Origin of the sequence: Aeromonas sp. R2-4, assembly GCF_040908365.1 — a bacterium.
Classification (GTDB): Bacteria; Pseudomonadota; Gammaproteobacteria; order Enterobacterales; family Aeromonadaceae; genus Aeromonas; species Aeromonas veronii.
The window spans coordinates 156,335-175,925 of record NZ_JBFODO010000023.1 but is presented as its reverse complement, the minus strand read 5'-3'; the positions used below and the strand labels follow the sequence as shown (position 1 = coordinate 175,925).

13 protein-coding genes are annotated in these 19,591 nt (G+C 58.6%); 4 read left to right on the top strand and 9 right to left on the bottom strand.

Annotated elements, in window-relative coordinates:
- Window positions 1–48: 48 nt before the first annotated feature.
- The 3 genes from lolE to AB5Z05_RS12375 form a co-directional block, all read right to left on the bottom strand.
- Window positions 49–1,290: a lipoprotein-releasing ABC transporter permease subunit LolE gene (gene lolE, locus AB5Z05_RS12385; protein ID WP_005360064.1), complete on the bottom strand. Its 1,242-nt coding sequence runs from the start codon at window positions 1,288–1,290 to the stop codon at window positions 49–51.
- Window positions 1,290–1,988, bottom strand: coding sequence for a lipoprotein-releasing ABC transporter ATP-binding protein LolD (gene lolD / locus AB5Z05_RS12380; protein WP_005336988.1), 699 nt, complete (start codon window positions 1,986–1,988; stop codon window positions 1,290–1,292). The genes lolE and lolD overlap by 1 nt, the downstream gene beginning before the upstream one ends.
- An 88-nt stretch (window positions 1,989–2,076) precedes the next feature.
- Window positions 2,077–3,312, bottom strand: a complete 1,236-nt coding sequence (locus tag AB5Z05_RS12375; protein ID WP_368151698.1) for a lipoprotein-releasing ABC transporter permease subunit — start codon at window positions 3,310–3,312, stop codon at window positions 2,077–2,079.
- 76 nt (window positions 3,313–3,388) lie between these two features.
- Here AB5Z05_RS12375 and AB5Z05_RS12370 point away from each other — a divergent pair, with 76 nt between their 5' ends.
- Together AB5Z05_RS12370 and mfd are read left to right on the top strand one after the other, a co-directional pair.
- On the top strand, window positions 3,389–3,964 hold the full coding sequence (locus tag AB5Z05_RS12370; RefSeq protein ID WP_064336238.1) for a hypothetical protein: 576 nt from the start codon (window positions 3,389–3,391) through the stop codon (window positions 3,962–3,964).
- A gap of 56 nt (window positions 3,965–4,020) precedes the next feature.
- A complete protein-coding gene (gene mfd, locus AB5Z05_RS12365) occupies window positions 4,021–7,488 on the top strand; it encodes a transcription-repair coupling factor (RefSeq protein ID WP_368151703.1) in 3,468 nt (1,155 codons plus the stop codon).
- 245 nt (window positions 7,489–7,733) lie between these two features.
- Here mfd and fbp read toward each other — a convergent pair whose 3' ends face one another.
- Entirely contained in the window at window positions 7,734–8,768 is a 1,035-nt protein-coding gene (gene fbp, locus AB5Z05_RS12360) for a class 1 fructose-bisphosphatase (RefSeq protein WP_005336993.1), read from the bottom strand.
- Window positions 8,769–9,150: 382 nt separating this feature from the next.
- Here fbp and AB5Z05_RS12355 point away from each other — a divergent pair, with 382 nt between their 5' ends.
- The gene (locus tag AB5Z05_RS12355) at window positions 9,151–10,767 is read left to right on the top strand and encodes a peptide ABC transporter substrate-binding protein (RefSeq protein WP_368151696.1); all 1,617 of its coding nucleotides are present in this window, start codon (window positions 9,151–9,153) and stop codon (window positions 10,765–10,767) included.
- Window positions 10,768–11,014: 247 nt separating this feature from the next.
- Here the strand turns inward: AB5Z05_RS12355 and AB5Z05_RS12350 are convergent, their stop codons facing one another.
- The 5 genes from AB5Z05_RS12350 to AB5Z05_RS12330 form a co-directional block, all read right to left on the bottom strand.
- Window positions 11,015–11,449 (bottom strand): YcgN family cysteine cluster protein, encoded by a 435-nt coding sequence (locus AB5Z05_RS12350; protein WP_075112995.1) that lies wholly within the window; start codon window positions 11,447–11,449, stop codon window positions 11,015–11,017.
- Between the two features lie 156 nt (window positions 11,450–11,605).
- Window positions 11,606–13,888 carry a formate C-acetyltransferase gene (gene pflB, locus AB5Z05_RS12345; protein WP_005352571.1) on the bottom strand — a complete coding sequence of 761 codons (2,283 nt, stop codon included), beginning with the start codon at window positions 13,886–13,888 and terminating at the stop codon, window positions 11,606–11,608.
- A 46-nt stretch (window positions 13,889–13,934) separates the two neighbouring features.
- Window positions 13,935–14,783, bottom strand: coding sequence for a formate transporter FocA (focA, locus tag AB5Z05_RS12340; protein ID WP_368151694.1), 849 nt, complete (start codon window positions 14,781–14,783; stop codon window positions 13,935–13,937).
- Window positions 14,784–15,164: 381 nt separating this feature from the next.
- Window positions 15,165–16,925: a 30S ribosomal protein S12 methylthiotransferase accessory factor YcaO gene (gene ycaO / locus AB5Z05_RS12335; protein WP_368151692.1), complete on the bottom strand. Its 1,761-nt coding sequence runs from the start codon at window positions 16,923–16,925 to the stop codon at window positions 15,165–15,167.
- Window positions 16,926–17,118: 193 nt separating this feature from the next.
- Complete coding sequence (locus AB5Z05_RS12330; protein ID WP_064337774.1) at window positions 17,119–18,552, bottom strand: glycoside hydrolase family 1 protein; 1,434 nt, start codon at window positions 18,550–18,552, stop codon at window positions 17,119–17,121.
- Window positions 18,553–18,718: 166 nt separating this feature from the next.
- Between AB5Z05_RS12330 and AB5Z05_RS12325 the strand changes: the two genes are divergently transcribed.
- Complete coding sequence (locus tag AB5Z05_RS12325) at window positions 18,719–19,582, top strand: LysR substrate-binding domain-containing protein (RefSeq protein WP_368151690.1); 864 nt, start codon at window positions 18,719–18,721, stop codon at window positions 19,580–19,582.
- The last annotated feature ends 9 nt before the right edge of the window (window positions 19,583–19,591 follow it).

The window sequence follows — 19,591 nt, the reverse complement described above, 5'->3', positions numbered from 1 at the left end:
TTGCACCGGCGGGCCCTTCGTTCTTTATTGCGCATTAGATGCAACGCATCAGTGACCCAGCTCGCGGGAGGGTACCAGACCGCTCGCCCGCCAGGCGGGATAGAGGGTCGCCACCAGACTCATCAGGATGGCGGCGCCCGTCACGATGAGCAGGTCCTGCATATGCAACTCGGTCGGCAAGAAGTCGATAAAGTAGATATCCGGATTGAGGAAGCGATGGCCGATGAGCTTTTCGACAACGCTCAGGATCTGGGTCAGCTTGCTCGAAAGCAGCCCGCCCAGCAGGGCGCCAAGCAGGGCTCCGGCCACGCCGTTGACCATCCCCTGAATGACGAAGGTGAGCCGGATCTGACCGGGGCTCGCCCCCATGGTTTTCAGGATGGCGATCTCGCTGCGCTTCTCGTTCACCGCCATCACCAGGGTGGAGACGATGTTGAAGCAGGCGACAGCCACCACCATCAGCATCACCACATACATGACGGTACGCACCATCTGGATGTCCTGATAGAGGTAGCCCTGGCTGTTCATCCAGCTGCGGATATAGACGTGATGAGGGAACTGCTGCGCGGCGGCTACCGTGATGGATTGCGCCTTGAGCACATCGCTCACCCGCAGGCTGAAGCCCTCCACATCGCTGCCCATGCCGGTGATCGCTTGCGCATCGGCCAGATGCATAAAGCCGAGCAACCCGTCGAGCTGACCGCCGATCTCCAGCAGCCCCACCACAGTCAGGGCTTCGCGCCGGGGATTCTTGATCCCGGTCTGATCACCCCCTTGTGGCAACAACAAACCAAGAGTGTCACCCACCTTGACGCCCAGTTTGTCGGCAATGGTCTTGCCAAGGATCACCCCACGCTCACCCGGTTGCAGCTCACGCAGGCCGCGGCCCGTCATGTATTTGCCCGCATCCGACAAATTGGCTTCCAGCTCCGGCAATACCGCGCGCAGTTGCACCCCCTTGAGGGCGGAGCCGTGCTCCAGCAGGCCATTGAGGCGAATGACCGGCGCAGCGGCCTCGACGCCCGGTTGGGCCAGCAGGTAGTCACGAAGACGGGGCCAATCCGGCAGCGGCCGCTCGACGGCGTCCAGCTCACCTTGTGGCACCACGGAGAGCACCCTGTCTTTGAGCTCCCGCTCGAAACCGTTCATGGCGGAGAGGCCCAGGATCAGCGCCATCACCCCGAGGGCGATACCGATCAGGGAAGAGGCTGAGATAAAGGCGATAAACCCGTTGCGACGGCGGGAGCGGCTGTAACGCAGGCCCAGAAAGAGGGGCAGCGGTTTGAACATCAGGCAACCTCCGCCATCACGCCGCTCACCAGGGTCACCCGGCGATGGAGCTTGGCCGCCAGGCTCAGGTCGTGAGTCACCACCACAAAGGCGGTGCCCAGTTCACGATTCAGTTCACACAGCAGTTCATACACTGCGGTGGCACTGGCGTGATCCAGATTGCCAGTGGGCTCATCCGCCAGCACCAGACTCGGTTCGTTGACCAGCGCTCGGGCGATCGCCACCCGCTGACGTTCACCACCGGAGAGCTCGGAGGGACGGTGATTCAAGCGATGGGAGAGCCCCACCCGCCCCAGCATCTTGGTTGCCTTTTCGGTGGCAACCGCCACCGACTCACCGGCGATCAGCAGCGGCATGGCCGCATTTTCCAGCGCACTGAACTCGGAGAGCAAGTGGTGGAACTGATAGACAAAGCCCAGCTCGCGGTTGCGAAAACGGGCCTGGGTACGGCTGTCCCAGTGGTGGATATCCTCCCCCTTGAACAGCACGGCGCCGCTGGAGGGGTTGTCCAGCGCCCCCATCAGGTGCAGCAGAGTGGTCTTGCCGGAGCCCGAGCTCCCCACCACCGCCAGCATTTCACCGGGTGCGACGCAGAGATCGATCCCCTTGAGCACCTGAGTCTCCAGCTCCCCCTCTTTATAGACATGATTGAGCGCCTGGCAGCGCAGCAGAGGTTCACGGGATACGGCTTCATTCATAACAGGGGCTCCACTTGCCTCGGTAACAACGCTGGCACCCGCAACTACGGGGGCACCAGTCACAACAGAAGATGCATTATTCACGGCATTACTCATAACGCAGCGCCTCGGCCGGTTTCACCCGCGCAGCGCGGGCCGCCGGGTAGAGGGTGGCACTGAAGCTCAGCAGCACGGCGCCCAGCAAAATGGTGATGACCTGAGCCGGCTCGACAATCACCGGCAGGCCACTGCCGCCCGCCGCCATATAGAGGTTGAGCCCCACCGCATTGAGCAGAGGGTTGAGACCCAAGGAGAGCGCAAGGCCCGCCAGTCCGCCAAACAGGGCGCCAATCACCCCGCTGGAGGCGCCAAGCACCATGAAGATTTTGACGATCCCAGATTCACTCATGCCCATGGTGCGCAGGATGGCCACTTCACCCTCCTTGTCCGTCACCACCATCACCAGCGCGGAGAGGATGTTGAAAGTAGCGACGGCGATGATCAGCACCAGCATCAGCCCCATCATCCGTTTTTCCATGGCGACCGCCTGGAACAGCTCGCCCCGCTCGCGGCGCCAATCCTGCCACAGCAAGCCATCCGGCAACGGCGTCTTGATCACCTCGTCAGCGGCAAAGGGATCATCGAGCCAGAGGCGAATGCCACCGACGGTTTCTGGCGGCAGACGCAGCAGCCGCTGGGCATCCCCCAAGGCGATCAGCGCAATCTGGTTATCCACATCGGCGCCGACCCCGAAGATGCCGGAGACGGTAAAGAGGCGCTGGGCCGGTACCTGACCAAACGGGGTGAAGCGGGTCCCTTCAGTCAGGATCAGACGAACCTGATCGCCGATGGAGACATTGAGGCGACGTGCCACCCCCTGCCCCAGCACGATGCGGTAGTGGCCGGCCTGCAGGGTATCGAGGCGCCCCCCCAGCATCTGGGAGTGCAGGATGTCATCCTTGGGCCACTTCGCAGGATCGATGCCCTGCACACTCACCCCGGTCAGCTGGCCGGGACTTTGCAGCATCCCTTCGCTGTCGAGCATGGGGGCAGAGGCAACCACATGGGGTAAGTTGGCCAGATCCGGCAAGCCTTGCGGGTCGGCATCAATGCGGCCAGCCTGATTGGTCACCACCACATGGGGGATCACCCCGAGGATGCGCCCTTTGAGCTGCCCTTCGAAACCGTTCATCACCGAAATGACCACCATCAGGGCGGCGACCCCGATGGCGATGCCAAAGGTAGAGAACAGGGAGATAAATGAGACGAAGCGATTGCTGCGCTTCGAGCCTGCATAACGCAGGCCGATGGCCAGCGAAAGGGGCTGAAAAAGTCCGGTCTTCAAGGATATGTACGTTGCCAACAAAATAAGATACCGGATAATAAAGGGAAACCGTCCATGACAACAAGGGATAGCCTCCATGCAGGAACAGTTCTTCAGCGTCACTCATGCCACGCCGGTCAATGTGATCCCCATGCCGGCCGACTTCCATCTCCCCTCGCTGGAGGAGCTGGACGCTGAGCTGCCGGAGCCCTTTCGGATCTCTTCGGCCATTACCTCCATCGATCTGGTGACCACTCGCCTGCTGCGCAACCAGAACGAGTCGATGCACGATCTGATCGAGATCGTCAATCAGCAGTCCCGCAAGATCGACATGATCATGGGCTATGTGCTCTCCCTGCAGGACCATCCGGAGCAGCGCTTTCACACCCTGCGCTTCGGGGCTGGCCAGCTCACCTACCTGCACCCCTATCATGGTCACGGGGATGCGCCGCACCTGCACCAGATCGTGCGTCTCAAGATCTTCCTGCGGGAAGAGGCGGCCGCCATCTACTGCTATGGCCAGGTCAAACAGCTTGACGGCGGTGAACATGGCACCCATGTGCAGCTCGACTATGTGCGGATCCGCGAAGATGACCGTGAACTGCTGGTTCGTGCCAGCCTCCACGTGCAATCGAAACAGCTCAAACTGCGCGCCCAAGAACGTCAGCGCTAACCAGAGCAAACGCCAGCGATAGATAACGTCAACGTTAAAAGAATCGAATCATGCCAATGACACTCCCCGCCTTGCCCGCCAAAGCGGGCCAAAAGATCACGCTCGGCCAGCTGGTCGGCAGCAGCCTCTCGCTGATTGCAGCCCGTCTCACCCGTGAAGCCAAGGGGCCGGTACTGCTTATCACCGCCGATACCCCGAGCGCCCTGCGCCTGGAGCAGGAGCTGCAGTATTTGCTGGCAGACAAGCAGCTAGCCGATCAGTCTGCGCCGGTATTGTTGTTCCCCGATTGGGAGACCCTGCCCTACGACACCTTCTCTCCCCATCAGGACATCATCTCCCAGCGGCTCGAGACCCTCTACAAGCTGCCACAGATGAGCAAGGGGGTATTGATTGTCCCCATCTCCACCCTGATGTTGCGCTGCGCCCCCCGGGTCTATCTCGACAAATACAGCCTGATGGTGAAGGCCGGTCAGCGTCTCAATCTGCAACAGCTGCGCGGCCGCTTGGCAGAGGCGGGTTACGTGGCGGTGGATCAGGTGCTGGAACATGGCGAATTTGCCGCCCGCGGCTCCCTGCTCGATCTCTTCCCCATGGGCAGTAGCAGCCCCTATCGCATCGACTTCTTCGACGATGAAGTGGACTCCATCCGTCCGTTCGATCCCGAAACCCAGCGCTCCAGCGAACCGGTCAAGACAGTCAGCCTGCTGCCCGCCCGGGAATACCCTACCGACGAGGCGGCCATCGAACTGTTTCGCGGCCAGTTCCGCGAGCAGTTCGAGCTGTCGCGGGCCGAGGGTTCCGTCTATCAGGAGGTGAGCAAGGGACGCTGGCCCGCCGGCATCGAGTACTATCTGCCGCTCTTCTTCAACCAGACCGCCAGCCTGTTTGACTACCTGCCGGAAGAGACCCTGCTGCTCACCGTGGGGGATATCTACCCCGCCGCCCAGCGTTTCTGGAACGATATCGGCCAGCGCTATGAAGACAGACGCTGGGACAACACTCGCCCACTACTGCCACCGGCCCAGCTCTATCTGCCGGTGGAGCAGCTCTTTGCCTCTCTGGGCCAATATGGCGCAGTGCGGCTGCAAGAGGCCGCTACCGCCGGTGATGCTGGTCAGCACGATCTGCCCATCTCCGCGCTGCCGGATCTGCAACTCGATCACAGCAAAGAGCAACCCCTGCTGGCGCTCAACCAGTTCCTGCACGGTTTTGCCGGGCGCACCCTGTTTGCGGTGGAGTCCGAAGGACGGCGGGAGGTGCTCGGCGATCTGCTGGCGCGCATCTCGCTGCAACCCAAGGAGTTCCCCTCCCTCGACGCCTTTATGGCGAGCCCGGATCGCCACGGCCTGCTGGTTGCACCGCTTGAGCGTGGCTTCCTGTGGCAGGAGGCTGGTCAGGATCCATTGGCCCTGATCACCGAGACCGAACTGCTGGGCGGCAAGGTGCGCAGCAAACGGGCGCGGGAGAAGAGCAAAAACTTAAGCTCCGATGCGGTGATCAGAAACCTGGGCGAGCTGACCCAGGGTCAGCCGGTGGTCCATCTGGATCACGGGGTCGGCCGCTATCTGGGGCTCGAAACCATCGACGCCGGTGGTCTGCCCACCGAGTTTTTGACCCTCGAATATGCCGGCGGTGACAAGCTGTTCGTGCCGGTCACCAGTTTGCACCTTATCAGCCGCTACACCGGCTCTGATAACCCGCCCAGCCACAAACTCGGCGGCGAGGCCTGGAGCAAGGCGCGGCGCAAGGCGGCGGAGAAGGTGCGCGACGTGGCAGCCGAGTTGCTGGATGTCTACGCTCATCGCGCCGCTCGCGCCGGTTTTGCCTTCAAGCACGACAAAGAGGCCTATCGCCAATTTGCCGCCAGCTTCCCGTTCGAGGAGACCGACGATCAGCTCAACGCCATCAATGCGGTGCTGGGGGACATGTGTCAGGCCAAGAGCATGGACCGACTGGTGTGCGGCGACGTGGGTTTCGGCAAGACCGAAGTGGCTATGCGGGCGGCGTTTGTGGCCGTGCATGGCGGCAAACAGGTCGCCGTGCTGGTGCCCACCACCCTGCTGGCGCAACAGCACTACGACAACTTCCGCGACCGCTTCGCCAACTGGCCGGTGCGGGTCGAGGTACTGAGCCGCTTCCGCTCCGCCAAGGAGCAGAGCGCTGTGATGAAGGAATTGGCCGAAGGCAAGGTGGATATCATCATCGGCACCCACAAGCTGCTCGGATCCGAACTCACCTTCAAGGATCTGGGACTGCTCATCGTCGATGAGGAGCACAGATTCGGGGTGCGCCAGAAGGAGAAGATCAAGGCGCTGCGGGCCGATGTGGATATCCTCACCCTCACCGCCACCCCTATTCCGCGCACCCTCAATATGGCGATGTCCGGCATGCGGGATCTCTCCATCATCGCCACTCCGCCCGCCAAGCGGCTCGCCATCAAGACCTTTGTCCGCCAGCACGAACCGGCAGTGGTACGCGAGGCGGTACTGCGGGAACTCAAGCGTGGCGGTCAGGTCTACTACCTGCACAACGATGTCGAGAGCATCGAGAAGTGCGCAGCCGACCTGGCGGAGCTGGTGCCAGAGGCCCGCATCGGCATCGCCCACGGCCAGATGCGCGAGCGCGACCTTGAGCGGATCATGTCCGACTTCTACCACCAGCGCTTCAACCTGCTGGTCTGCACCACCATCATCGAGACCGGCATCGACGTGCCGAGCGCCAACACCATCATCATGGATCGGGCGGATCATCTCGGTCTGGCCCAGTTGCACCAGCTGCGGGGTCGGGTTGGCCGCTCTCACCATCAGGCCTATGCCTACCTGCTCACCCCCCATCCCAAGCTGATGACCAAGGATGCGGCCAAGCGGCTGGAGGCGATCGCGTCGCTTGAAGATCTCGGCGCCGGTTTTGCGCTGGCGACCCACGATCTGGAGATCCGTGGCGCAGGCGAACTGCTCGGCGACGATCAGAGCGGCCAGATTGAATCGGTCGGCTTCACCCTCTATATGGAGATGCTGGAGCAGGCGGTCGAGGCACTGAAAAATGGCAAGGAGCCATCGCTGGAGCAGCTGATGAGCCAGCACACCGAGGTGGAGCTGCGCCTGCCTGCGCTGCTGCCGGATGACTATATTCCGGACGTCAACATGCGCCTCTCCATGTACAAGCGGATCGCCAGCGCGGCAGACGAGCAGGAGCTGCGGGAGCTGAAAGTGGAGCTGATCGACCGCTTTGGCCTCTTGCCGGAGGCAACCAAAACCCTGCTGGAGCTGGCCGCCTTCCGCCAGCGTGCCACCGCCCTTGGCATTCGCCGGGTGGAGATGAGCGAGCGCGGTGGCTATCTCGACTTCACCCAGGAGACCAAGGTCAATCCGGCCTATCTGGTCAAGCTGCTCTCCAGCCAGCCAAGGGTCTACAAGATGGATGGGCCGACTCGGCTGCGTTTCCAGGTGCAGACCCAGGATCGCGCCATGCGCCTGAAACTGGTGGATGGTTTGCTGGCTGATCTGGCCAACAACAGCCTGTGAATCTCTGCAACGCTAGCGGCGAGCCAGAGAGATAACGCCAACTAAAACGGGAGCCATACCGGCTCCCGTTTTGTTTACGTTGGCTGGTGACTAGCGTCTCCCTTCTCCCCTTGTGGGAGAAGGGTCGGGGATGAGGGGGCAGTGAAAACCATTCCTCTCACCCTGCCCTATCCCAGGGGGAGAGGGAATCGCACCGGTAAATGTTGGGCTTTGCTGCGCTCAGCACCAACCTACCCCTCTGACGATCAGCCCTGGTTGGCCGGATCCTCGTGGGCGGAGAACTCGCGCATAAAGGCCTCGGCCCGCTCCACCATCTTGGTCGAGCCAACAAAGTAAGGGGTACGCTGGTGCAGCGCAGTGGGCTGGATATCCATGATGCGGCCAAAACCGTCGGAGGCCTTGCCACCAGCCTGCTCCACCAGAAACGCCATCGGGTTGCACTCATAGAGCAGGCGCAGCTTGCCGTTCGGCGAGTTGGTGCCGGACGGATAGATGTAGATGCCGCCCTTGAGCAGGTTGCGATGGAAATCGGAAACCAGGGAGCCGATATAACGGGAGGTGTAAGGTCTGTGGGTCGCCTCGTCGCGCTCCTGGCAATATTTGAGGTACTTCTTCACCCCATCCGGGAACTTGATGTAGTTGCCCTCGTTGATGGAGTAGATCTTGCCCTCTTCCGGAATGCGGATGTTCTCGTGGGAGAGGCAGAAGCAGCCGATGGAAGGATCGTAGGTAAAGCCGTTGACGCCAAACCCTGTGGTGTAGACCAGCATGGTGGAGGAGCCGTAGACCACATAACCGGCCGCGACCTGACGGTTGCCCGGCTGCAGGAAGTCCTCCAGGGTCACCGGCGAACCTTGCGGGCTCAAACGGCGGTAGATGGAGAAGATGGTCCCGACCGAGACGTTGACGTCGATATTGGAGGAGCCATCGAGCGGGTCGATCAGCACCACATACTTGGAGTTTTTGGAGAGCGGTGAGTCAAAGGCGACGAAGTCCTCTTCCTCTTCCGAGGCCATGCCGCACACCTCGCCGCGCGCTTCGAGCGCCGCCTTGAAGCGTTCGTTGGCGTAGACATCCAGCTTCTGCTGCACCTCGCCCTGTACGTTTTCAGCGCCCATGGAACCGATGATATCCGCCAGTCCCGCCTTGTTGATCTCCCGGTTCACCACCTTGGCAGCGAGGCGAATCGAGCTGAGCAACGAGGTCAGCTCGCCGGTCGCGGTAGGATAATCCGCCTGCTTTTTGACGATGAACTCACCCATGGTGATCATGTTTCGCATTTTTGTTCCTTTAGATCGCATCCGTTGGCATTGAAAACGTTTGCAGGCATCGGCAAAAAAAATGCCGATCACCGGCGGCCTTGATTTGTAACCTAATGTAACGTCTGTTTTTTGTTTTTGCAGCGAATTAAGCGGCCTAATAAATAGGCTATTTCGCCTCATGTTATGGTAAAAGACGCGTTTTATTCGGTTTCATTCGATAACTTTCGGCCCCTTAATTCGTGGCAATAACCTGCTGCGAGCCATGATCCGACTGGCCTTGGGCCATTAAAGATGGAGTCTGATGGGCCTGCCGTTCCCTCAGCCATTGCCTCTTGAGATCCGATCGCCAATCCAGCACACTGATTTCGCTTTGGAAGCAAATAAAACTCAAGGATTATCAATGAACAAGACTCTCATTGCCGGCATGGTAGCCGGACTGTTTGCCCTTCCCGCCTGGGCTGCCCAGGTGCCTGCCGGTACCAAGCTGCTGCCGGATGCCCAACAAATCTACGTGACCAATATCGGCACCGAACCCACCACCATCGACCCCCAGCTGGTGGAAGAGACCGCCGGTAGTGCCATCGTCAACGATCTGTTTGAAGGGCTCTATGAGCTGGATAATACCGGCAAGATCAAGCCAGCAGGCGCCGTCAGCTACGACGTCGACAAGACAGGTACCGTCTACACCTTCAAGCTGAGGCCCGAGGCCAAGTGGTCAAACGGTGAACCAGTCACCGCCGCCGATTATGTCTACGGCTGGCAACGGGCGGCCGACCCCAAGACGGCCTCCAACTACGCCTGGTTTATCGAGTTGACCGGTGTGGTCAATGCAAGCGAGGTGACACAGGGCAAGAAGAGCCCGTCAGAGCTCGGGATCAAGGCGCTCGATGACTACACCCTGCAGGTCACCCTGAAAAATCCGGTTCCCTTCTTCCTGAAGACGCTGGCCCACTACACCACGTTCCCGGCCCCCAAGGCCACCATTGAAAAATACGGTAAAGATTGGGTCAAACCGGGCAATATCGTCTCCAACGGTGCCTTTGTACTCAAGGAGTGGACCCCCAACGAGCGGCTGAGTGCCGAGCGCAATACCCACTACTGGAACAACCAGCACACCGTCCTGAACAAGGTGATCTATCTGGAGATCGTCTCGGAAACCGCCGCCTACAACCGCTATCGCACCGGTGAACTGCACTACACCACTTATCCGCTGGAGCAGTACAAACAGCTCAAGAGCAAGAGCCCGGAAGAACTGGTCAGCGTCCCCACGCTGGCCAGCTATTACTATGTCTTCAATACCCAGCGCAAACCGTTCGATGACCCGAAAGTACGCAAGGCGCTCTCGCTCGCCATCGACCGGGAGACCATCACCGACAAGATCCTGGGACAGGGACAAATTGCCGCATATAGCTTCACGCCCCCCATTGTGGACGGTTTTGAATTGAAAAAACCGGCCAGCCAGCTGCAAAGCAAAGAGGAGCGGATCAAGCAAGCCAAAGCCCTGTTGGCCGAAGCGGGATATGGCCCGGACAAGCCACTCACCGTGGACATTCTCTACAACACCAACGAGAGCCACAAAAAGATTGCGCTGGCCGTCTCCTCCATGTGGAAACACAACCTGGGGGTCACTGCCACCCTCAACAACATGGAGTGGAAGACCATGGTCTCGGCACTCAACGAGGGGGATTTCGGGGTTAGCCGCTATGGCTGGAACGGGGATTATAACGATGCCTCCACCTTCCTCGACATCATGACCTCCAGCAGCAGTGCCAACAGCGGCAAGTGGTTCAACAAGGAGTACGACGCCCTGCTGGCCAAGGCCCACGACTCGCTGGATCCCGCTGAACGCAATGCCCTGTATCAACAGGCAGAGGCACTCATTGATGTGGATGCCCCCATCGCCCCCATCTATTTCTCGGTCAAATCCAGGTTGCTCAAGCCTTTCGTGAAAGGCTACCCCCACCTTAACCCGCAAGATGTGGTTTACAGCAAGGAGCTCTATCTGGTTGCCAAATAGACACTGACTGAACAGATCAACCAGACTTGCTGACCTTTGTTGTAGTGATGGTCAAGAGAGGCAGCTTCAAGTCCAGGTAATCTGAGTTGGACCGCCGATATCTGCAACAAGCGAACGTCAGAACCGCCTTCTGAACGACAAAACCCCCGATACACTGTATCGGGGGTTTTGAGGTAGAAAACACAAGCTAAAAATGGGTGACGTTTTCAGCTTCTAGATAAGGCCACATTGCACTTGATCGCTTGGCTCAACTGGCCCAAGTGATTATGTGATCAATCCACTCACCAGCCTGCTCCTCGTGAACCACTTTGCCACGTACAGATTGACCCGCCTGATGCATGGCAGAACGACTGCCGGTCAGCAGCGGATGCCACTCTGGCAGAGTGTCCCCGTCAGCCAGTAAACGATAGGCACAAGTAGAGGGGAGCCAATCATATTCGGCAATTTTGTCGTGAGTTATCTGCAGACAGTCAGGCTCTTTTTTGAAGCGATTAAGATAATCGGAACACTGGCAGGTCTTGGTATTGAGCAGGTTACAAGCCACATTGGTGAATACAAGCTCATCTGTATCTTCATCAATGAGCTTGTTAAGGCAACATTTACCGCAACCATCGCAGAGGGATTCCCACTCGGATTCAGTCATCTGCTGCAGACTCTTGGTCTGCCAAAAGGAGGATTGCATCATACCGCTCACTTAATATGCCTTCTCAAACGCGTGGTTATACCTAATGTCATCCTGAATTTCAAGGTTGGCATTGTCCACGGAGTTCTTTAGCAATAAAAACCAAACATAAAAAAACCGGCGCCTTGGCGCCGGTTTTTGCTCACTATCTCTCGATTACAGAGAAGCAGTGAAGGTACGGGTGATGACGTCTTGCTGTTGCTCTTTGGTCAAAGAGTTGAAGCGAACGGCATAACCGGATACGCGGATGGTCAACTGCGGATATTTCTCCGGGTTTTCCATGGCGTCCAGCAGCATTTCACGGTTCATCACGTTAACGTTCAGGTGCTGACCACCCTCTACGTTGGATTCGTGGTGGAAGTAACCGTCCATCAGGCCAGCCAAGTTGGCTTTCTGGGCTTCCATATCTTTACCCAGTGCGTTCGGAACGATGGAGAAGGTATAGGAGATACCATCTTTAGCGTAAGCAAACGGCAGCTTGGCTACGGAAGTCAGGGAAGCAACAGCACCTTTCTGGTCACGACCGTGCATCGGGTTTGCACCCGGACCGAACGGAGCACCAGCACGACGGCCATCCGGTGTGTTACCGGTCTTCTTACCATATACCACGTTGGAGGTGATGGTCAGAACAGACTGGGTAGCAACAGCACCACGGTAGGTGTTCAGCTTCTGAATCTTCTTCATGAAGCGCTCAACCAGGTCACAGGCGATATCATCGACGCGAGCGTCGTTGTTACCGAACTGCGGGTATTCGCCTTCGATTTCGAAGTCGATGGCAACGCCATCTTCGTCACGAATCGGCTTGACCTTGGCGTACTTGATGGCAGACAGGGAGTCAGCGGCTACGGACAGACCAGCGATACCACACGCCATGGTGCGATATACGTCACGGTCGTGCAGCGCCATCAGAGAGGCTTCGTAGCTGTACTTGTCGTGCATGTAGTGGATGATGTTCAGCGCAGCAACGTATTGCTTGGCCAGCCAATCCATGAAGTGATCCAGACGATCCATTACGTCGTTGTAGTCGAGGTACTCGGACTTGACCATCTCGGTTTTCGGACCGACCTGGATCTTGAGCTTCTCGTCCATACCACCGTTGATTGCATACAGCATGGTCTTGGCCAGGTTGGCACGAGCACCGAAGAACTGCATCTGCTTACCAACGATCATCGGGGATACACAGCAAGCGATGGCGTAGTCATCGTTGTTGAAATCCGGACGCATCAGATCGTCGTTCTCGTACTGAACGGAAGAGGTCTCGATGGATACCTTGGCACAGTACTTTTTGAAACCGACCGGCAGCTTCTCGGACCACAGGATGGTCAGGTTCGGCTCAGGGGACGGGCCCATGGTGTACAGGGTGTTCAGCATACGGAAGCTGTTCTTGGTGACCAGAGTACGGCCATCAACGCCCATACCAGCCAGGGTCTCGGTCGCCCACATCGGGTCGCCGGAGAACAGTGAGTCGTATTCCGGAGTACGCAGGAAGCGAACCATACGCAGCTTCATGACCATGTGGTCCATCAGCTCCTGGGCTTCTTGCTCGGTGATCAGGCCTTTCTGCAGGTCACGCTCGATGTAGATATCCAGGAAGCTGGAGGTACGACCGAAGGACATGGCTGCACCGTTCTGGGACTTGACTGCCGCCAGGTAGGCGAAGTAGGTCCACTGTACGGCTTCTTTAGCGTTCTTGGCCGGTACGGAGATATCGCAACCGTACTTGGCAGCCATCACCTTCATCTGTGCCAGGGCACGGTGCTGCTCGGAGATCTCTTCGCGCAGACGGATGGTGGCTTCCAGGTTGACGCCGTTTTCCAGGTCAGCTTGCAGGGACTTGAACTGGGCCAGTTTGTCGGCCATCAGGAAGTCAACACCGTACAGAGCAACACGACGGTAGTCACCGATGATACGGCCACGGCCGTAGGCATCCGGCAGACCGGTGATAACACCAGACTTACGGCAGTTCAGGATGTCTTTGGTGTAAACGTCAAACACGCCCTGGTTGTGAGTCTTGCGGTATTCGGTGAAGATCTTCTCGACCATCGGGTCCAGTTGACGACCGTACACTTCGCAAGAAGTTTTAACCATCTTGATACCGCCGTTGGCGATGATGGCGCGCTTCAGCGGCTTGTCAGTCTGCAGACCAACGATCTGCTCCAGGCTCTGATCGATATAACCGGCATCGTGTGCGGTAATGGTGGAGGGCAGGTCAGTATCAAAATCAACCGGCGCATGAGTGCGGTTCTCGATTTTGATCCCTTCCATGACCTTGTCCCACAGCTTGGTGGTCGCTTCGGTCGCGCCAGCCAGGAAGGACTCGTCACCTTCATACGGGGTGTAGTTCTTCTGGATGAAGTCACGGGTGTTGACAGAGGTCTGCCATTCACCGGCCGCGAAGCCTTCCCATGCTTTTTGGAACTGTTCGTTAAGTTCTGCCATTTTTCATTACCTCACACGGTATTGATGTAGTATCCCGCAATCATCCTTAATGATGACGACGGAAGATAAACCAGTAAGTCAGACCAACCATCACGCCACCACCGATGATATTGCCGATGGTCACGGGGATGAGGTTGTGTAGGACGAAGTTGGATACGGTCAGGTCAGCAAAGGTTGCCGGATCCTGGCCGATGGCCTGCCAAAATTCCGGACTAGCCACGCTGTGGATAGCGATACCAACCGGAATCATAAACATGTTTGCGATGCTGTGCTCGAAACCTGATGCAACGAACATGGCAACCGGCAGCAGCATAACCACTACCTTGTCAGTCGCGCTGCGGGCACCAAAGGCCATCCAGGCAGCAAGACATACCATCAGGTTACAGAGGATACCCAGCGCCACCGCTTCGAAGAAGGTGTGGTGAATTTTGTGTTGGGCTACTTTCAGGGCGTTAAAGCCCCACTGGCCGTCTGCTGCCGTGTACTCTGCAGAAACGATGATCAGCGCCACCATCAGCAGACCGCCAATCAGGTTGCCGAAGTAGACCAGACCCCAGTTCTTGAGCAGCTGAGCCCAGCTGATGCGATTGGCAGCCTTGGCCACCAGCGTCAGGGTGGTGGAGGTGAACAGCTCGGCACCGAGCAGCACACAGAGAATAAGTCCGAGAGAGAAGCAGAGACCGCCCACCAACTTGGCCATACCCCAAGGCATGGAGCCGGTTCCGGTCGTCACTGTGATGTAGAAGATAAATGCGATGGCGATGAAAGCGCCTGCGGTAATGGCCAGTGGAATGACCTTGTATGCCGGCTTGGTAGCCTTGGCATAGGTGATGTCTTCAGCCAGTGCAGCGATGGCTTCGGGCTTGAGACAATCGAATGGAGATTCAGCTTTCAATTATTTTCTACCTGAATGTTTTGCCTGTTGAAATCATAACAAAGGGCCAAATAGCCAAAATTGACATTGATCAAGTTTATCAGAGTGCGAATGTAATTTTACTACAAATATTTTAGTGCGATGGCTACGCCACTTTACACCAGGTATCAGCTGAAACAGAAATATCACATTTTTAATGCAATGATTTTAAAGAATTTATTTTCGATCATGGAAATATGGTATTGGCAAGATATCTTTGCAGATCGACAGCACATCCCCTGCCCTGCCATCAACCCCCTTAGGGGTATTTTTTGTTTTTTATTTCATCTTTGAATAACTATCCCGTGCCTTGCCGCACGATAAACAGAAGGGGCCACACGGCCCCTTCCTTTACAGCAACGATCACGCCCAGTGATGGGCTCGCTTGGCCTTCTGCAGCTTCTCGTAGGCCGCCAGCAGCTTCTGGTGCAGCGGGAACTGGGAGAGCGACAGATCGGCCGCCTCCAGCCCGTGGAAGCGTGCTTCGCCAGTGGCGTTGGCCCATGCCTGTGCCAGCGTCTCTTCACCATACATGCGAGTGAAGACGGCGCGATACTGCTCCGGATCCCGCTCCTCGTCGAGGAACAACTCGACGCAGGCACGCAGGGCGCGGTAGTAGCTGGCACGCTCGGCAGTGAACACTGACTGGTTGAACTCCATGGTCCAGTCGATGAGATCCAGCGCCGTCTCCAGCTCACCGGCGGCCAGCGCCAGCATGGCTTTCAGCTCGCCAACGCGCAGGGTGTGCAGCGCGGTCCCCTTGGCAGCGGCGATGCCCAGCAGCTCGCGTACACGGGTGCGCTCGTCGTGCCCCTCTTCATCCAGTTGATCAAACAACGCCATGTACTGCTCGGCGTCCCAATTCAGTGATGGCAGCGCCAGGATCACTTCGCGCAGGTTGGCGCCCATGTTGTTGTTGGCCAGCAGCAGATCTTCGGCCGGATAGATGTCGGACATGCCCGGCACCAGAATGCGGCAGGCGTAGACACCCAGATGCTCGTAGTCGGCGATATAGACCGGCTGTTCCAGCTCGTGGAAGATGCCGATCAGGTGATCAAACTCCTCCTGCGAGGTGCCACGAAAATCCCAGTCGGCAAACTCGAAGTCCGCATCCTGCTTGAACAGATCCCAGCTGATAAGGCCCGAGGAGTCGATGAAGTGGGTCTCGAGGTTGTGGTGATCCGCTACCTGCTCGTTGTCGAATGACGGCGGCACAAACACGTCGAGATCCTTGAGACCGCGGCCCTGCAGCAGCTCGGTGACGGTCCGCTCGAAGGCCACTTCGAAGCGCGGGTGGGCGCCGAAGGAGGCAAAGCAGGTGCCATTGCTCGGGTTGAGCAGCACCACGCAGATGACCGGATAACGGCCACCCAGAGAGGCATCGAAGCTGTAAATGGGGAAGCCTTCCGCTTCCAGCGCCGCGATGGAGGCTGCAATTCCCGGATAACGGGCAATCACCTCGTCCGGGATCAGCGGCAAGCTGATGGCCTCGGCAATGATCTTGTTCTTCACGTGGCGCTCGAACACCTCGGAGAGCGCTTGAGTGCGCGCTTCGGTCTTGGTGTTGCCAGCGCTCATGCCGTTGGAAACATAGAGGTTGCCGATGATGTTCATCGGGATGTAGACGGTCTCGTGATCGGACTGACGCTCGAACGGCAGCGCGACGATACCGCGCTCTTCGTTGTTTGACTGCAGATCCACCAGCATGTCGGCGGTCACTTCACCGTCCGGGTTGTAAAACTTGCGGGTGAAGCTGTCGAGCAGACCGGCCGGAAACTGGTCACCCTCGATGGGGAACCACTTTTCGTTCGGGTAGTGAACGAAATCGCCGTTGGCGACCTGCTCTCCCAGATAGAAGTCGGCGAAGAAGTAGTTGGTGGAGAGACGCTCGAAATATTCGCCAAGGGCAGACGCGAGGGCCGCCTTCTTGCTGGCACCCTTGCCGTTGGTGAAGCAGAGGGCGCACTCTTTGTCGCGAATATGCACCGACCAGACGTTCGGCACGGGGTTGAGCCAGGAGGCCTCTTCAATATCAAAGCCCAAGGCTTGCAGCTTGGTCTGGAAGCGTTCGATGGAGTCTTCCAGCGCCGCGTCCTTGCCGGGAATAAAAGTGTGGTCAGTCATCACGATATCCTGATTTTTATTGGCTCATGTTCGGCCGCAGATAATAGCAGGGGTCGGCGGCTTTGGCAGGACAAAAATCAGCAAAGAAGGATGAGTAGCACGGTGAGAAACCGGCTTGCCCCCTCTCCCCCGCCACAAACAGCGCGGGCCCGGGGATTGCCCGGGCCCGCTGGTTACGCGACGTGATAGACCGTCAGAGCTGCTTGCCCTGGCTCGCAATCACCTGGCTGTACCAGTGGAAGCTCGCCTTCTTGATCCGGCGAAGGGATCCCCCCTGCTCGTCACGCTCCACATAGACGAAGCCGTAGCGCTTCTGGTAGCCGTTGAGCCAGCTCAGGATGTCGGTGAACGACCAGGCGCAGTAGCCGAGCAATTCCACCCCATCCTGCATCGCCTCCTGGCACGCCTTGACGTGGCTGCGCAGGTAATCGATGCGGTACGCATCGTTCACCTTGTCGCCCGCCTCCAGCTTGTCGAACTCGCCAAGACCGTTCTCGGTGATCATCAGCGGCAGGCCATAGCGGGAAGAGAGGCGACGCAGCGCGATGCGCATCCCGGTCGGGTCGATGGCCCAGTCCCAGTTGCTGGTCTCAAGGTGCGGATTGGGTGCCGTCTTGTAGAGGCCGGGGATGCCGCTGGATGGCGTAGTACCCTTCTTGCCGGTGGTGTTGATCCGCTGCAGGGTCTGACCGCCCAAGGGGTTATCAGTGTAGGTCAGGGTGTAGTAGTAGTTGACGCCGATGTAGTCGGGCGTCCCCTCTCGCAGCAACTCCATATCGCCCGGCAGGATCTCCGGCGCCTCGCCGTTTTCCCGCAAGTAAGCGAGCGCCGCCTGCGGATAACGGCCAAAGCAGTAGGCATCCAGCCACCAGAGGTTGTTGAACTCCTCGGCGTTCTCATAGGCCAGCATATCTTTCGGGTCGCACGACGCCGGATAGGCAGGAGAGTAGGCAAAGCTCGGGCCGATGAGGCCATTTGGCACATGCTGGCGAAACGCCTTGATCACCCGGGCATTGGCCAGAAACGCGATGTGGTTGGCGGCAAAGAAGCGCTTGCGATCCTGCACAGCGGGCGGATGGGTGCCGAGCTGATAGGCGTTGGTCAGGTTGTAGTTCTGCTCGTTGAGAGAGACCCAGTACTTCACCTTGCCGGCAAAGCGCTGATAGAGGGTCACGCAGTAGCGCTCGAAATCCTCGATAATGCGTCGGTCTTCCCAACCGCCGTACTCATCCTGCAGCGCCTGCGGCAGATCCCAGTGATAAAGGGTCAGTACCGGCTCGATCTGGTGGGCCAAGAGGGTGTCGATCAGCTTCTCGTAGAAGGCCAGCCCCGCCTCGTTCACCTCCCCCCGACCGGTGGGATAGATGCGCGGCCAGCTCACCGAGAAGCGGTAAGCCTTGAGCCCCATCTCGGCCATCAGCGCCACGTCCTCTTCCATGCGGTGGTAGTGATCCACCGCCACATCGCCGTTACTCCCCTCAAAGGTCTTGCCCGGCAGCTTGGTGAAGAGATCCCACACCGAGGGCCCCTTGCCATCGGCATTCCAGCCTCCCTCCACCTGATAGGCGGCGGAGGCGGCGCCCCACAGAAAATCGCTCGGGAAGTCGTTGAACTTGTGGTGATGCATCTGGTGTTGCTCCTTCTGCGCTGATGGTGTCAGCCATCTCTGATAACTCGGCGCCCCCTGTCTGGGCACCCGAAATGAATTGGCATAAGCATCCATCACTTCTAAAATTCCGTCCAATGACAAATTTGACCACTCAACATTCCCAACAGGAATGAAAGGAGCCCTGATGGAGCTACGGGATCTGAAAGCCTTCGTCACCCTGGGGGAGGTACTGCACTTCGGCCAGGCGGCGGTGCGCCAGCATGTTACCCAGTCGGCCCTGAGCAAACAGATCAGGCGGCTGGAGGAGGAACTGGGCGGCGAGCTGTTCGAGCGCAACGCCAGTACCACTCGCCTCACCGGACTGGGCAGGGCGCTGTATGAGGATGCCCGCGCTGTGGTCATCCAGAGCGAGCAGCTCTCGCGCACCGCCCGCGACGTGCTGGCGGGCAATGTCGGCACCCTGCGCATCGGCTTTGGCGTGGCCACCAAAATCCTGGTGCCCGCCGCCATTGCCCGTTTTCGCGCCGAGCGGCCGCAGGTGACCATAGAGCTCAACGATCTCTCTACCCACCACCAGCTGCTGGCGCTGAGTGAAGGCAAGCTGGATCTCGGTTTTTGCCGCCTGCCCGCCCCCAAGGGGTGGCACGCCCTGCCGGTGGTCGAAGCCCACTTTGTCGCCGTGCTGCCCGCCAGCTACCGCGATGTGAGGGGGTTGGCGGATCTGGTGGACAAGCCGCTGGCGATCCTGCGTCGGGACAAGGCGCCGTCGTTTTACGATCACCTGATGAACTATCTGGCCCAGAGCGGGCTGCGTTTTCGCGATATCCAGTACGTCAACGACTTCGCCGCCGGTGTTGCCACCGCGGCAGCCGAGATCGCCTGGACTCTGGTTCCCTCCTCCACCACCATAGAGCACCCGGATGTGCTCACCCTGCCCCTGAGAGACGGGGAAGCCTGCTGGACAATTGGCCTTATCCGTCCGTCCCACAGCAAGGGGCCCTTGATCGATGCCTTCTGGGCAACCATCGCCGATATGACGCCAAGATAGACACGCCGT